Below are 14,821 nucleotides of genomic sequence, written 5' to 3'. Positions count from 1 at the left end.
AGACGCAGAAATCGTGCTAGCCAGCGACGAAAAACCTGAAAAATTATCCGAGACGGTAGTTCGGTGCCTCTTTGGTGATTTGCACGTCATGTACATGCGACTCTTTCATACCTGCACCAGAGATACGTACGAACTCAGCCTTAGTACGCATATCTTCAATTGTGGCACTACCTGTCAGACCCATTGAAGAACGCAAACCGCCCATCTGCTGGTGAACAATCTCTTTCAGGCGACCTTTATATGCAATACGGCCTTCGATACCTTCTGGTACCAGCTTGTCTGCTGCATTGTCAGTCTGGAAGTAACGGTCAGAAGAACCCTGAGACATAGCACCAAGGGAACCCATACCACGGTATGCTTTGTAAGAACGCCCCTGGTAAAGAATGACTTCACCCGGTGCTTCTTCAGTACCAGCGAACATTGAGCCAACCATGACACAAGATGCACCAGCAACGATTGCTTTACAGATGTCACCAGAGAAACGGATACCACCGTCAGCGATAACTGGGATTCCGTGCTCGTTTGCTACTTCAGCAGCATCTGAAATTGCAGTTACCTGAGGAACACCAACACCCGTTACTATACGAGTTGTACAGATAGAACCAGGGCCAATACCAACTTTAACTGCGCTTACACCAGCATCGATAAGAGCTTTTGCACCAGCACCTGTTGCTACGTTACCACCAATGATATCCAGATCAGGATAAGCTTCACGAGTTTCACGGATACGGTTTAGTACGCCTTCAGAATGGCCGTGAGAAGAGTCGATAAGAAGTACGTCAACACCAGCTTCAACCAAAGCAGCAACGCGCTCTTCGTTACCAGCACCAGCCCCAACAGCAGCACCTACACGTAGGCGACCTTGCTCATCTTTACATGCGTTTGGCTTTTTCTCTGCTTTGTGGAAGTCTTTTGCAGTGATCATTCCTTTTAGCTGGAACTCATCGTTGACTACAAGCACTTTCTCAACACGAGCTTCGTGCATCTTCTCCTGAACTTCTTCACGAGAAGCACCTTCTTTTACAGCAGCTAGCTGCTCTTTCGGTGTCATCACCTGATCAACTGTTTTGCTCAAATCAGTTACAAAACGAATATCACGACCGGTAATAATACCTAGCAACTCATTGTTGTCGCCAACAACAGGGTAACCAGCAAAGCCGTTCTTCTCTGTTAGCTCAAGTACTTCCGCGATTGTATTTGTTGGCTTTACAGTTACAGGGTGTGCAACAACACCTGCCTCAAAGATTTTAACCAGACGAACTTGTTCAGCCTGCCCTTCGATAGACATGTTTTTGTGAATAAAGCCGATGCCGCCTTCCTGGGCCAGAGCAATTGCTAGACGTGCTTCCGTTACAGTATCCATCGACGCTGAAAGCATCGGGATGTTTAATTCGATATTCTTAGTCAGGCGGGTGCGAAGATCCGCAGTATTCGGAAGAACAGTAGAGTGTGCAGGGACTAGCAGAACGTCATCAAACGTTAGTGCTTCTTTTGCGATTCGTAGCATTGCAATATCTCTCAACAAAAAGGTTAAAAAATGAATATCCCATGTCGTTTCGCATAACAGGGGATAAATAAATGACAACTCCACTAAAGATCCATTCTGCACACAACGGGTTTATATACCCAGCAGCTAGATGTTTAGTGGAGTTGTCATCTCTGATATTGCAGACGGATTATACGCACAGCGCAATCGTTTGACTACTCATTTTTTTATCTTTTATTTGCAATCCACCCCTTGCTATGTATTATATTGCCGCTAATTTCCATACTCACGTCCTGTGGTATTCCCGTGTCCTTTCGAGATCAATCTGTTAGCAGCAACAAAAATATCTTTACTGTATCCCGTTTAAATGCAGAAGTACGCTTGCTTCTGGAAAATGAAATGGGTGTCGTCTGGCTTGTCGGTGAAATATCTAACTTTTCTGCTCCGGTATCCGGGCACTGGTACTTCTCGTTAAAGGACTCCCGCGCTCAGGTTAAGTGCGCCATGTTTCGAGGCAATAACCGAAGAGTCACGTTCAAACCTGTAAACGGTAATCAGGTATTGGTTAAGGCACGCCTTTCACTTTACGAACCACGTGGTGACTACCAACTGATTATTGAGAGTATGCAGCCCGAGGGTGATGGTCGACTGCAACAGGAGTTTGAAAAACTCAAAATGCAGTTAGCCGCAGAAGGGCTATTTGCACAAACACAAAAGCAGCCATTGCCTGAAAACCCACAACGTGTTGGCGTTATTACCTCTAAAACTGGTGCTGCGTTATTCGACATATTAGACGTACTTAAACGACGTGATCCAAGCTTACCTGTCGTTATTTACCCAACCCTGGTTCAGGGAGACGATGCTGCAATTCAGATTGCACAGGCGATTGGCAGAGCAAATAGTCGTAATGAATGTGATGTATTAATCGTTGGTCGCGGTGGTGGCTCACTAGAAGATCTCTGGTGTTTCAACAATGAAATTGTTGCCCGAACAATCGCTTCCAGCCAAATCCCTGTTATCAGTGCTGTAGGTCATGAAATAGATGTCACTATTGCCGACTTTGTCGCGGATGTCCGAGCACCTACTCCTTCAGCAGCAGCGGAATTGGTTAGCCGGGATCAAAGCCATAAGCTACAGGCAATAAATGCCAGAACTGCAAAACTTGGTCATGCTTTCCGACACTATTTATCTGATAACAAGCTTGTGCTTCAGCAATTAACTCACCGATTGGAAAGACAGCATCCGAACTACCATCTGGAAAAACAAAGCCAACAGTTGGATGATCTTGAAAACAGGTTGAAAGCAGCAATGGAAACCCGCTTTCAAGATGAACGTGCTAACTTGAACCATCTCAGCCATCGACTGGATCTTAACTCTCCGCAAAGAATGCTTAGTCAGCAGCAGTATCTACTTGCTCAATCAAAGCAAAAGCTTATCGACGCTATGGACAGAAAGCTGTTGAACACCCGACACTCTTTTGCTCTGGCTGCTGAAAAGCTGGATACCGTTAGCCCTCTCGCTACGCTAAAGCGTGGTTACTCCATTACGAAAACTGACGATGGTAAAGTTATTACCAAAGCATCTGATACTAAAAGCGGTGACCAGTTGATTACTCAGTTAGCTAATGGAGAAGTTCGTTCTGTAGTGAGCTAGCTTCTGGTTTACCCTAGTTCATTCCGAAACAATATACTCTTCTAGTTCCCACGGTCTCCGTGGGGATTCATATCTGACGCTTATAGAATCCAGTACAAATTATACACTCTGGTATGCATTACCACGCGAGAGCGTGGGAACGAGGTTTGCAGAAGATCATCGTTGGATATCAGGGTGTTACGTAGTAAAGCCTATTTTTCATGGATGAAAAATTTGGAGCGTACATGGATTGTATTCACAGCGTCTTTACGTAGTAATGCCCTAATTTCCGAGCTAGCCAATTTAGGAAAGCGGACGAAACTCAAATCGTGCCCTACTCTTAGATTTCAATTCATTACAGGTATTGCAGAAATAACTGGCAGCACCACAAGCCTGGAGCTTCTCAAGTTCCACATCGCACTCAGGACAGTACGCGAACTTCTTATAGCTAACCTTACAGTCCTGACATTTGTAATTACCACCTTCCCAACCAAGCTCTTTCGAACAAGTTGGACAAATATTCTGTGTTGACATCAATTCACCTAAAACTTAAAAATATGTAAACAAGATCTTTATCACTGACATAGAGCATACTTAATCTAAAATTAGATTTCACTAATAAAGAATCAATACTGTTCTTTAATTGAGCTCTTTTGGTTTGCCATGATCTTTATGAGATCATCTGCTAAATTCATTTTGATCAGCGATCTGCCCAATTAAGAACATTTATATAACCACATCCCGAAAGCATAAGTTACATATCCTGTTTTTGGATTTTTAAAAGCATAAAAACCCAAGGTGAGATATAAAAATCTACAGATCTTAATATTTTGTAAAAACGATCTGAATTCACACCATTCGAAATACACTGTTTTGTAATTTATACGAGATATTATTCTTCCGGCAAAAAAATAGCGCCCGACAGGCGCTATTTTCAATCAACTTAAACTACTTCTTACGGTTCTTAATCATTCCCATAAGGCGTTTCTTCTTCCTTTCCTGAGAAATGGTCAGCTTGTTGCCAGCTTTACTCTCATAAGGGTTCTCACTATTCTGGAACTGAATACGGATAGGTGTGCCCATAATCTCCAGCGAACGACGGTAGTAATTCATCAGGTAACGCTTATAAGAATCCGGAAGCTCGTTAACCTGGTTACCGTGAATAACAACAATTGGTGGGTTATATCCACCAGCGTGAGCATATTTAAGTTTCACGCGGCGGCCACGAACAAGTGGTGGTTGGTGATCATCTGTCGCCATTTTCATTACACGTGTCAGAACAGATGTACCTACGCGAGTTGTTGCCGACTTATACGCTTCCTGTACTGACTCAAATAAATGACCTACGCCAGTACCATGCAGCGCTGAAATAAAGTGGATACGAGCAAAGTCGACAAAGCCAAGACGACGGTCCAGCTCTTTTTTCACGTACTCTTTAACTTCGGTATCCAGACCATCCCACTTGTTTACTGCGATAACAATAGAACGACCCGCGTTTAGAGCAAAGCCAAGAAGGCTTAGATCCTGATCTGAGATGTTCTCACGAGCATCAATAATTAGAAGAACAACGTTGGCGTCTTCCACTGCTTTTAGCGTCTTAACAACAGAAAATTTCTCTACCGTTTCGTTAATACGCTTACGACGTCGAACACCTGCAGTATCAATCAATACGTACTCTCGACCATCACGCTCCATAGGGATATAAATAGAGTCACGAGTAGTACCTGGCATATCGTAAACAACGACACGCTCTTCACCTAGGATTCGGTTGGTCAGTGTCGATTTACCTACGTTCGGGCGACCGATAATAGCTAGTTTGATTGGCTGATCCTGAAGACGCTTGAACTCTTCTTCCGCTTCTTCTTCGGTGTAGTCCAGCTTCTCTTCTTCAGCGTCCTCGATGTCCGTAAGATCTTCGATTTCTCCTTTGGCTTGCTCAAGCAGTTCTTCAGCAAAAGGATTCAAAGCGCGATCAATAAGAGCACCGACCCCACGACCATGAGCCGCTGCGATCTGATACATGTTGTCCATACCAAGCTGCCAGAACTCAGCACTGGCTGCATCTGCATCAATGCCATCCACTTTGTTCACAACAAGCATTGCAGGCTTTTCGATCTTTCTCAGATGCATCGCGATTGCTTCATCTGAAACCGTAAGTCCGGCACGGCCATCAACCATAAACAATACGACATCAGCTTCATCGATAGCAGCAAGAGACTGCTCAGCCATCTTGGTTTCAACACCTTCTTCAGTGCCATCAATACCACCCGTATCAATGACAATAAACTCGTGTTCACCAAGCTTAGCCTGACCGTATTTTCTGTCTCTGGTTAGCCCGGGAAAATCCGCAACAAGTGCATCTCTGGTACGGGTAAGACGGTTAAATAGCGTTGACTTACCAACATTTGGACGCCCAACTAGAGCAACAACAGGTACCATAACAACCTCTAAAAATTTATTTCCTTAGGAAGTTATAGGTAAGTTCGCTCATACTTACCTAAAACTTCCCACTATTTTTCAATAAAACGGCTCCTGACCTTACAGCCAGGAGCCGGATGTGAAGTCTATCACAAATTATTCAGCGATTCGTAGTTTCTTTATTTTGCCATTACGAGTCACTATTACATAGCCATCTGTAAGCTCAACCGGACCAACAGCAAAACCACTGTCGTTTACCAATTGCTGAGCAACAAACTCACCGGTCTCACGATCAAGCCAATGAAGGTAACCTTCACTATCTCCAACAACCAGATAGCCATTAATAATTTGCGGAGCAGTTAGCAGACGGTTCTCCATAGACGAGTTCGTCCATATCTCCGTACCACTTCGAATATCTACAGCTGCAAGATGATCGTTATCTGTCAAAACAAAAATCTTTGCACCATCTGTCGCCATGTCTGAAGCAGAAGAATATTTCCGCTTCCAGACAGGAGCACCAGAACGAAGATCAATCGCTACAAGCTGGCCGTTGATACCCACCGTATAAAGAGTGCTACCTAAAATAATTGGTGAAGCATCGGAATCAACCAGACGGTCAATCTCTGTCGCACCTTTTGGCGTACCAACAGGTTGCTGCCAGATAAGCTGACCACGCGAAACTATCGCAGCTGCAAGTCGACCACTTGCTGTACCCCAGAAAATACCACCTGATGTAGTATTTGGCGTACTATCACCACGCAAAGTCAGGTTTGGAACTTCAGTGCTGATAGTCCAAACTTCAGAACCAGTATCTGCATCCAGAGCAGTGAGCATTCCGCGACTTGTATTTACGATAACGTAGTTATTGTCTGTAACAGGCTTCGCAAGAATCTCGCCAACAACCGTAGAACGCCAAAGCTCTTCACCGGTTTCCTGATCTAGCGCTATCAGTTCTGCGTTTTCAGAACCAATAAAGACCTTTCCGTAGGAAGCTGTGATACCACCAGACAAGCGTGCAGAGATATCGCCTTCCAGGTCCGTTTTCCAGATAAGCTTTCCACTCTCTGGATCCAACGCCTTCACCTCACCATCGCGAGCCGCAATAAACAGTTTTTCGTACTCGAATTCAGGTGTTAGCTTGGAGAAGTACTGGCCTACTCCATTACCAATAGATGAAGACCAAACACTGTCAGGGGTGAACTCACTGCTTACCTGAGGCACAGGCGCCATGATGACCGTGTCTTCTTCACTTGAACAACCAGCGAGTCCGGCAGCAATAAGTGAACCTACCAACAATCGGCTGAATAATTTCTTCATTCCGTCAGCCCTTATTTGGCAAGATCATCCAGTTTAACCTGAATGCTTTGACTAGCATCACCAGCTTGCTGAGCTTCCGTATAAGCGCTGTAAGCAGCTTCCTTATCACCTTTCAGTAACATGATGTCACCTTTAAGCTCCGCCACGCGGCCAGTCCAGGCTGTTGAAGTTACTGTATTTAACTCAGCCAAAGCTTCATCAAGCTCTTCCTTCTCTGCCATAATACGAGCAATTCGGAACGAAACCAGTGGAAGCATTGCTTCATCTTTGGTGTTCGACTTCACCCAATTCAACTGAGCTAAAGCTTCATCCAGTTCACCAGCTTCAACCTGAACACGTGCAAGCTGAAGAGCAGCCAGATTAGCGTAATCTGTGTCCTTATTTTGGTCGATAAAGCTTTGCGCTAGTGGTGCAGCTTCAACACCTTTAGACGCCAGCGTCTCTACGGCTACAGTGTAGTTTTCAGATGCAGCTTCTTTTGCAGATTTTACTGAGTCCTGATAGTACTGCCAGCCAAGAATACCGCCAATACCAATTACACCACCAAGAATGACTGCTTTGCCATTCTCTTTCCACCAATCCTTTATGGCTTCAACCTGTTGTTCTTCGCTATCGTGTAGTGCCACCACGTTAATTCCTCTTAAATTAAATCTACTAGTTGAGACGCGACTTCAGACTGTGTAACAGTGCGCTGTTCACCACCAATCAGGTCTTTCAGTACTACCGTGTTTTCGGCAACTTCGTTCTCACCTAACACTAATGCGACTGCTGCGCCAACTTTGTCAGCACGCTTAAATTGTTTCTTAAAGTTACCGCCACCAAAGTGATTCATAACGCGAAGGCCCGGTACTTCTCCACGAAGCTGCTCAGCAAGCTTCATACCTGCAGCCATAGTGCCTTCACCAGCGGTAACCATGTATACATCAACAGAACGTCGTACTTCATTCAGTTCAAGCGTTTCCAGAAGCAGAACTAGTCTTTCCAGCCCCATAGCAAAACCAACACCTGGTGTTGCCTTCCCACCAAGTTGCTCTACAAGGCCATCATATCGGCCACCGCCACATACTGTACCCTGAGCGCCAAGGCTCTCTGTAATCCACTCAAATACTGTGCGGTTGTAGTAATCCAAACCACGAACCAGACGTTCATTGACCTGATATTCGATTCCTGCAGCATCAAGAAGTTCACATAGACCTGCAAAATGTTCTTTAGACTCTTCATCCAGATATTCTGAAAGCTTAGGAGCATCAACAAGGATCGCCTGAATATCAGGGTTCTTTGTATCAAGAACACGTAATGGATTGGTGTACATACGACGCTTAGCATCTTCATCCAGTACATCCATATGCTGTTCAAGATGAGCAATCAGCGCATCACGATAGTTTGCGCGAGCTTCAAGAGAGCCAATTGAGTTCAGTTCCAGACGAACATGCTCAGAGATACCCAGCTCACGCCATAAGCGAGCGGTCATAACGATCATTTCTGCGTCAACGTCCGGGCCGTTAAGACCAAACACTTCAACACCTACCTGATGGAACTGACGATAGCGACCTTTTTGTGGGCGTTCGTGACGGAACATTGGCCCCATGTACCATAGGCGTTGCTCTTCAGAGCGAGCAATCAGGCTGTTCTGAATACAGGCACGTACACAACCCGCTGTACCTTCTGGTCGAAGAGTCAGGCTATCACCGTTACGGTCTTCAAATGTGTACATCTCTTTTTCAACTACGTCGGTCACTTCACCGATAGCGCGGCTGAACAAATGAGTCATTTCAACGATCGGCATGCGGATTTCGCTATAGCCGTAAGCACTGATTACACTTTTTACAGTACCTTCCACTTTCTGCCAAAGCGGAGAGTTAGTTGGGAGGCAGTCGTTCATGCCTCGGATTGCTTGAATAGTTTTTGCCACAGTTTTTTTACCGTAATCGTTGAATTTAGTTTTCGTCTACTTGATTGATATCGATTCGCTTATCCTGATCTAGCATGGATGCTTTTGCACGAATCTTAGCTTCTAGCTGGTCGATAATATTATCGTTGTCAAAACGCTCTTTCTGACGTTTGCCATCTTCATAAAAGGCACTTTTGCGGTTACCACCCGCAATGCCCATATGAGAGACTTCCGCTTCGCCTGGTCCGTTAACCACACAGCCAATGATAGACACATCCATTGGAGTGATAATATCTTCTAAACGCTCTTCGAGCGCATTGACGGTATTAATTACGTCGAACTCCTGTCTTGAACATGTCGGACAAGCAATAAAGTTAACGCCTCGTGAGCGAATTCTCAGTGATTTAAGAATATCAAAACCAACTTTGATCTCTTCTACTGGGTCAGCAGCCAAAGAGACACGCAGTGTATCACCAATCCCTTCTGCCAGCAGCATTCCAAGGCCCACGGCTGATTTAACTGAACCTGCGCGAGCACCGCCAGCCTCAGTAATACCAAGGTGAAGAGGTTGATCAATCTTCTGAGCAAGTAAGCGGTATGAATCTACTGCAAGAAATACATCGGAAGCTTTAACGCTGACTTTGAACTGGTCAAAGTTAAGACGGTCAAGAATATCCACGTGGCGCATTGCAGACTCTACAAGGGCTTCCGGAGTCGGTTCCCCATATTTTTCCTGGATATCTTTTTCCAGAGAGCCGCCATTCACACCAATGCGGATAGGTATGTTTTTATCTCGAGCACAATCAACGACTGCGCGAATGCGATCTTCTTTACCGATATTACCCGGGTTAATACGAAGACAGTCCACACCGTACTCAGCAACTTTTAACGCAATTCGGTAGTCAAAATGAATATCGGCAACCAGAGGAACTGAAACTTGCTGTTTAATCACTTTAAATGCTTCCGCAGCATCCATTGTTGGTACAGATACACGGACGATATCTGCACCGACTTTTTCCAGTGATTTAATCTGTGCGACAGTTGCATCAATGTCAGTTGTGCGAGTGTTTGTCATCGACTGAACAGCGATTGGTGCACCATCACCAATCGGCACATCGCCCACGTAGATACGTGTCGATGGTCGACGCTTTATAGGAGATTCGTGTTGCATATAGATTTCTAAGGTAAAGTGAATCGAGCGACTTTGCCAGAAGTATACCCAGAAAGGTCCACAGGTTCACTTGCTAATGTCATTTTTACCCCTTCCGGAGCACCTAAAACGACACTATACGGCAATTCACCAGCTACATTTAAGTTCTGACCTGCTTTTTTCACGCCAGTCACCAATGTCTTACCATTTGCATCTTTAACCTGAACCCAGCAATCCGCTGAGAAGTTCATGACCAGAGTATTCCCGAACGCCTCTGACTGAACGGGCTCTTCTTCTGTAATCTCGATGATAGTTACTTCTTCAGGCTGCGTTTCCGGCTCCAGGGCAACTTCTTGTTCCTCAGCAACAACTTCAGTTTCAGGCTCCAAAGGTTCAGGAGTTGTCGTTGCTTCAGCTTCAATCACTTCTTCAACGATTTCTGGTTCAACTACTGCCTCTGACTCTGAAGTGTTTACTTCCGGTAACTGAACAGGTTCTGGCGTTGTATCCTGCTCAGTAACAAGCGCAGGTTGAGGACTCTCTTGTTGAGTCGCCTCAACTAAAGTATCTTGTTGATTTTGGTACCACCATACTGATGAGATACCAATAATTACTGCGAAGATAATCCATGACAGGCTTATTATGCGGCTATCATGCTTATCACGCTTAGTCTTACGGCTAAAACTCTGCATAGATTGCGGGCTATGCTGCGCATCCTCAGCACCATCTAATGCAGAAAGAACTTCTTTCTCATCCAGCCCAACTGCCTTAGCGTAAGAACGCAAATAGCCACGCGTAAACGTAGCTACATGATCAAATTCAAAATCGTTATTGTCGATACTTTCGATAATTGAAACTCTGAGTCTCAGCCTATCTGCTATATCTTTTTGTGAAACGCCTAACTCTTCACGTTTTTGACGAAGCAAATCTCCTGCTTTAACAAGCTCTGCTTCCTGTGGTATTACATTCTCGTTTTCCGTACTCATCCGCAATGTACTTCTAAATCTATTCGAAATCCGGATACAGCCGATTCAGAGTTTGTCGGTACTCTCTCACCAGGTGTTCATTACCTGCTTTTTGTTCTAACTCTATTAAAAGAGCCAAACTCGCTGGCCGGTATCCAAATTTGTGTTGAAACCTAAGAAGTCGATCTCTCGCTGCATTTATCTCTCCTTCTTCGATCTCCAGTCTGGAGAGTTTGATAGTAGAGATATGGCTGTTAGGATCATGTTTCAGAGAACGCCTGAAATAGTGTTTGGCTTGCCTTTTATTACCCTTTTTCAAAGCGCAAACAGCTGCATTTTCATAGCTATCTGACACTCGGTAGTAATGTGGCTGCTCAATAGCACGGTTAAAATACTCATCAGCTTTATCGTATTCGCCGCGTTTACATAAGAATGCACCGTAATTATTGAACAGATCGCCGTTCTCTGAAGACTTCCGCAATGCTTTTATATATGCTTGCTCCGCAAGATCGAACTCACCGACCTGTTGGTAGTAGTAAGCAATTGAATTTAAAGAACGATAGTAATCTGGTGCGTACTTCACCGCCAATTCGAGGTTTTCTCTAGCCTTAACCATATTTCCGGCATCTAGATAACTCAAACCAAGCACAATTCTGGCTCTGGCAGCCTGCAAGCTATCGAAATTACTATTCACTTCTTGCTCGCTAACTGTAACACATCCAACCAGAAAACAAGCAACAAAAGTAGCCATTGACCATCTTTTCATGTGGAGCAAATCTCTATTTATGTCAGAGTTGCACCGGATCCATGGCTATCGTTCAGATAATCAGATGCTTTTTACCGGGATAGGTTCCCCTGACTGGTTCTGTTTTGTGCGTTTTGTACGGTCGATCACATCTCCGACAAGCTGACCACAAGCCGCATCAATATCGTCACCGCGTGTTTTACGCACTGTTACCGTATTCTCGTACTGCATCAGCGTTTTCATAAAACGGTCAATACGAGAATTACTTGGCTTGTTGTATGGTGAACCAGGGTAAGGGTTAAATGGAATCAGATTGATTTTACAAGGTGTATCTTTCAGTAACTCTGCGAGTTGTCTTGCATGTTCCATATCATCATTTACATGATCCAAAAGTACATACTCGACCGTCACTTTGCCTCTGTTTGCGTTTGAAGAAGCAATGTATTCGCGCACGGCAGAAAGGAACGCTTCGATATTCCAGCGATCGTTTATCGGCATGATTTCGCGACGAAGCTCATCCGTTGGTGCGTGCAAAGAGATAGCCAGCGCCACATCAATGTTGTTCGTCATCTGCTCAAGTCCAGAAACAACACCGGATGTTGAAACGGTTACTCGACGCTTAGAAAGGCCAAAACCAAAGTCATCCAACATAATTTCAAGTGCCGGAAGCAGGTTCTTCATATTAAGAAGAGGCTCACCCATACCCATCATTACTACGTTAGTAATTGGGCGACGACCAGTTTCTTTTTCAAGACCGATCTCACGAGCAGCTCGCCACACCTGACCAATGATCTCAGATACTTTGAGGTTGCGGTTAAAACCTTGCTGCGCTGTTGAACAGAACTTGCATTCCAGTGCGCAACCTACCTGAGAAGAGACACAAAGCGTTGCTCGATCATCTTCTGGAATATATACAGTTTCTACGTCCTGATCACCAACACGCATTGCCCACTTGATGGTGCCGTCTGAAGAGTGCTGAGCATCAGAGACATAAGGAGCCTTGATTTCAGCTACCGTTAAGAGTTTTTCACGTAGTTTCTTATTCAGGTTGGTCATCTGATTGAAGTCATCGCAACCAAAGTGATAGATCCACTTCATGACCTGATCAGCACGGAATGCTTTTTCACCAAGCTCTTGCGCAAAATACTCGCGAAGTCCTTTGCGATCAAAATCCATTAGATTGACTTTTGAAGTGGTCATGTTGCCTCTCAACGACGGAACTAAAACAGGGGCGCGAATTGTACAGCGTTTGAGCGGTTTCAACAAGGAAAAGTGTGATGTAGGTATGCATTCCCACGCAACGCGTGGGAATGAAAGGAGTTATTTAATTACTCTGCTGGTCGAGGGCAGATCTCTGCTTCAGGGAAGAAAAATTCTATCTCACGAGCCGCTGATACCGGGCTATCTGAACCGTGAACCGAGTTGTAACGCATACTTAAGGCATAGTCTGCACGAATAGTACCGCAAGCGGCTTCTTCAGGGTTTGTTTTGCCCATAAGTGTACGATAGCGTTCGATCGCGTTTTCACCTTCAAGCACCTGAACCATTACAGGTCCTGAGGTCATAAACGCTTTAAGGTCATCAAAGAATGGTTTTCCTTCATGCTCTGCATAAAAACCACTCGCTTGTTCATCTGTCAGGTGTAGCATCTTAGCAGCAACTATCTGCAAACCTGCCTGCTCAATTCGATGGTAGATTTCACCAATCAGATTTCTTTTTACTGCATCTGGCTTAACGATTGAAAATGTTCTTTCCAGGGCCATAGAGTGTCCTTTTACTACTTTTACTTTCTAATGCCGCCCTAAACGATTAGAGCAGCTCCTGTTTATAAGTATAATTTTATGTTTATTTTGCCTGCTCATTAAGGATACGAGCTAATGTACGAATACCAATACCTGTCGCACCTGCAGACCACTTATCTGTAGCAGTCTTACGATAAGTCGCCGCGCAGTCAAAATGTAACCACCCTTTTTTGTGCTCTTTCACAAAATAGGACAAGAATGCCGCTGCTGTACTCGCTCCAGGTGTGTAGTCACCACTACTGATGTTCGCCAGATCTGCAAAGTTTGAGCTCAGCATTCCACGATGGAAGTCCGCTAACGGAAGTGGCCATAAACCTTCTTTTTCTTTACGGGCACTATCCAAAGCAACATGAGACAGCTCTTCATCGAAACTCATCAAAGCGTGGTAGTCGTTACCAAGTGCATTTTTAGCCGCACCGGTTAACGTCGCACAATCAATAATTAACTCTGGGTTTTGTTCACTTGCGTAAAGCAAGCCGTCTGCCAGAACAAGGCGACCTTCAGCATCGGTATTTAAAATTTCAACCGTCTTACCATTCTTGTACTTGATAACATCACCAAGTTTAAGCGCTCGACCAGAGATCATGTTTTCAGCACAGCAAAGAATCAGTTTTACTCGCTTGTTCAGACCTCGCATGATCGCTAGTCCAAAGCCACCAGTAATGGTTCCCGAGCCACCCATATCCGCTTTCATAGATGTCATGAAGTTCGAAGGCTTGAGGCTATAACCGCCCGAATCAAAGGTGATTCCCTTACCAACCAAACACGCAAATACAGGGGCGTTTTCATCACCAGTCGGGTTGTAGTCTAGTTGAAGCATTGCGGAAGTGCGCTCTGAACCACGCCCTACCGCATAAATACCTTCCCAGCCTTCAGTCAGCAGGTCTTTATCCTTAATGATTTTGTAGGTTACATGTTCAGGAGCAAGTGACTTGATAAACTCACCTGCCATAGTTGCTAACTGGCGCGGAGCCACTTCCTCAGCAGGCTTATTGATAATATCTCTTACCCAATCACTAGACTTAACACGTGCCTCAAGTTCTTTTTGATCTTCTTCTGCAAGTGGTGTCCACTCAATCTCAGGTTTTCCTTTCGGTGTACGGTAACCCTGATAAAAAGCCCAGATTTCTTCCAGTCCCCAGCCTTCTCCCTGAAGTGATACTGACTTAATACCCTGACCAATCAGTTTACGAGCACCTTTTTGAATCGCGCCTAGATCATGAGTTTCATCCAAATGAATCGTTGCACCATTGTCACCAAATGAAAGGATGGCTTTTTCACCCCACTGTGGTGCTGCTGCCTGATTTGAAATATTTACTAGCATCTGTGTAGACATGATTTCTCCTTGTCTTTTTATACGCAGCTATGGTCTCAATACTTGCTGCTTTTATGAGATGGTTTCAGTTGTATTAGTC

The 14,821-nt window shown here is 44.7% G+C and carries 13 protein-coding genes; 1 reads left to right on the top strand and 12 read right to left on the bottom strand.

The window, feature by feature from the left end; genetic code table 11:
* Positions 1-43 precede the first annotated feature (43 nt).
* Entirely contained in the window at positions 44-1,507 is a 1,464-nt protein-coding gene (gene guaB, locus SNR28_RS12485; protein WP_375752814.1) for an IMP dehydrogenase, read from the bottom strand.
* A 285-nt stretch (positions 1,508-1,792) separates the two neighbouring features.
* Here guaB and xseA point away from each other — a divergent pair, with 285 nt between their 5' ends.
* A complete protein-coding gene (gene xseA / locus SNR28_RS12480; protein WP_375752813.1) occupies positions 1,793-3,139 on the top strand; it encodes an exodeoxyribonuclease VII large subunit in 1,347 nt (448 codons plus the stop codon).
* Between the two features lie 282 nt (positions 3,140-3,421).
* On the opposite strand, the gene SNR28_RS12475 is transcribed toward xseA, so the two are convergent.
* From SNR28_RS12475 to pepB, 11 genes are all read right to left on the bottom strand, one after another.
* Entirely contained in the window at positions 3,422-3,652 is a 231-nt protein-coding gene (locus tag SNR28_RS12475; protein ID WP_375752811.1) for a zinc ribbon domain-containing protein, read from the bottom strand.
* 414 nt (positions 3,653-4,066) lie between these two features.
* Entirely contained in the window at positions 4,067-5,557 is a 1,491-nt protein-coding gene (der, locus tag SNR28_RS12470) for a ribosome biogenesis GTPase Der (RefSeq protein WP_375752810.1), read from the bottom strand.
* Between the two features lie 135 nt (positions 5,558-5,692).
* On the bottom strand, positions 5,693-6,853 hold the full coding sequence (gene bamB, locus SNR28_RS12465; protein ID WP_375752808.1) for an outer membrane protein assembly factor BamB: 1,161 nt from the start codon (positions 6,851-6,853) through the stop codon (positions 5,693-5,695).
* 11 nt (positions 6,854-6,864) lie between these two features.
* On the bottom strand, positions 6,865-7,479 hold the full coding sequence (locus SNR28_RS12460; protein ID WP_375754075.1) for a YfgM family protein: 615 nt from the start codon (positions 7,477-7,479) through the stop codon (positions 6,865-6,867).
* Positions 7,480-7,493: 14 nt separating this feature from the next.
* Entirely contained in the window at positions 7,494-8,765 is a 1,272-nt protein-coding gene (gene hisS, locus SNR28_RS12455; protein ID WP_375752806.1) for a histidine--tRNA ligase, read from the bottom strand.
* Positions 8,766-8,790: 25 nt separating this feature from the next.
* Positions 8,791-9,915, bottom strand: a complete 1,125-nt coding sequence (gene ispG, locus SNR28_RS12450) for a flavodoxin-dependent (E)-4-hydroxy-3-methylbut-2-enyl-diphosphate synthase (protein ID WP_375752805.1) — start codon at positions 9,913-9,915, stop codon at positions 8,791-8,793.
* An 8-nt stretch (positions 9,916-9,923) separates the two neighbouring features.
* A complete protein-coding gene (gene rodZ / locus SNR28_RS12445; protein WP_375752804.1) occupies positions 9,924-10,880 on the bottom strand; it encodes a cytoskeleton protein RodZ in 957 nt (318 codons plus the stop codon).
* Positions 10,881-10,899: 19 nt separating this feature from the next.
* On the bottom strand, positions 10,900-11,625 hold the full coding sequence (gene pilW, locus SNR28_RS12440; protein ID WP_375752802.1) for a type IV pilus biogenesis/stability protein PilW: 726 nt from the start codon (positions 11,623-11,625) through the stop codon (positions 10,900-10,902).
* A gap of 60 nt (positions 11,626-11,685) precedes the next feature.
* Positions 11,686-12,804, bottom strand: a complete 1,119-nt coding sequence (locus tag SNR28_RS12435) for a bifunctional tRNA (adenosine(37)-C2)-methyltransferase TrmG/ribosomal RNA large subunit methyltransferase RlmN (protein WP_375752800.1) — start codon at positions 12,802-12,804, stop codon at positions 11,686-11,688.
* A gap of 128 nt (positions 12,805-12,932) precedes the next feature.
* Positions 12,933-13,367: a nucleoside-diphosphate kinase gene (gene ndk / locus SNR28_RS12430; RefSeq protein WP_375752798.1), complete on the bottom strand. Its 435-nt coding sequence runs from the start codon at positions 13,365-13,367 to the stop codon at positions 12,933-12,935.
* An 82-nt stretch (positions 13,368-13,449) separates the two neighbouring features.
* Positions 13,450-14,742 carry an aminopeptidase PepB gene (gene pepB / locus SNR28_RS12425; protein ID WP_375752797.1) on the bottom strand — a complete coding sequence of 431 codons (1,293 nt, stop codon included), beginning with the start codon at positions 14,740-14,742 and terminating at the stop codon, positions 13,450-13,452.
* Positions 14,743-14,821 lie beyond the last annotated feature (79 nt).

It is taken from the genome of Vibrio iocasae, from assembly GCF_042245395.1.
Lineage (GTDB): Bacteria > Pseudomonadota > Gammaproteobacteria > Enterobacterales > Vibrionaceae > Vibrio > Vibrio iocasae.
This window is presented reverse-complemented; position numbering and strand designations above follow the sequence as displayed.

Bases quoted from the DNA above. Each gene is read 5' to 3' on its own strand.
- ndk (WP_375752798.1), bottom strand. From the start codon at position 13,367: ATGGCCCTGGAAAGAACATTTTCAATCGTTAAGCCAGATGCAGTAAAA.
- pepB (WP_375752797.1), bottom strand. From the start codon at position 14,742: ATGTCTACACAGATGCTAGTAAATATTTCAAATCAGGCAGCAGCACCA.
- bamB (WP_375752808.1), bottom strand. From the start codon at position 6,853: ATGAAGAAATTATTCAGCCGATTGTTGGTAGGTTCACTTATTGCTGCC.
- guaB (WP_375752814.1), bottom strand. From the start codon at position 1,507: ATGCTACGAATCGCAAAAGAAGCACTAACGTTTGATGACGTTCTGCTA.
- der (WP_375752810.1), bottom strand. From the start codon at position 5,557: ATGGTACCTGTTGTTGCTCTAGTTGGGCGTCCAAATGTTGGTAAGTCA.
- pilW (WP_375752802.1), bottom strand. From the start codon at position 11,625: ATGAAAAGATGGTCAATGGCTACTTTTGTTGCTTGTTTTCTGGTTGGA.
- rodZ (WP_375752804.1), bottom strand. From the start codon at position 10,880: ATGAGTACGGAAAACGAGAATGTAATACCACAGGAAGCAGAGCTTGTT.
- SNR28_RS12475 (WP_375752811.1), bottom strand. From the start codon at position 3,652: ATGTCAACACAGAATATTTGTCCAACTTGTTCGAAAGAGCTTGGTTGG.
- ispG (WP_375752805.1), bottom strand. From the start codon at position 9,915: ATGCAACACGAATCTCCTATAAAGCGTCGACCATCGACACGTATCTAC.
- SNR28_RS12435 (WP_375752800.1), bottom strand. From the start codon at position 12,804: ATGACCACTTCAAAAGTCAATCTAATGGATTTTGATCGCAAAGGACTT.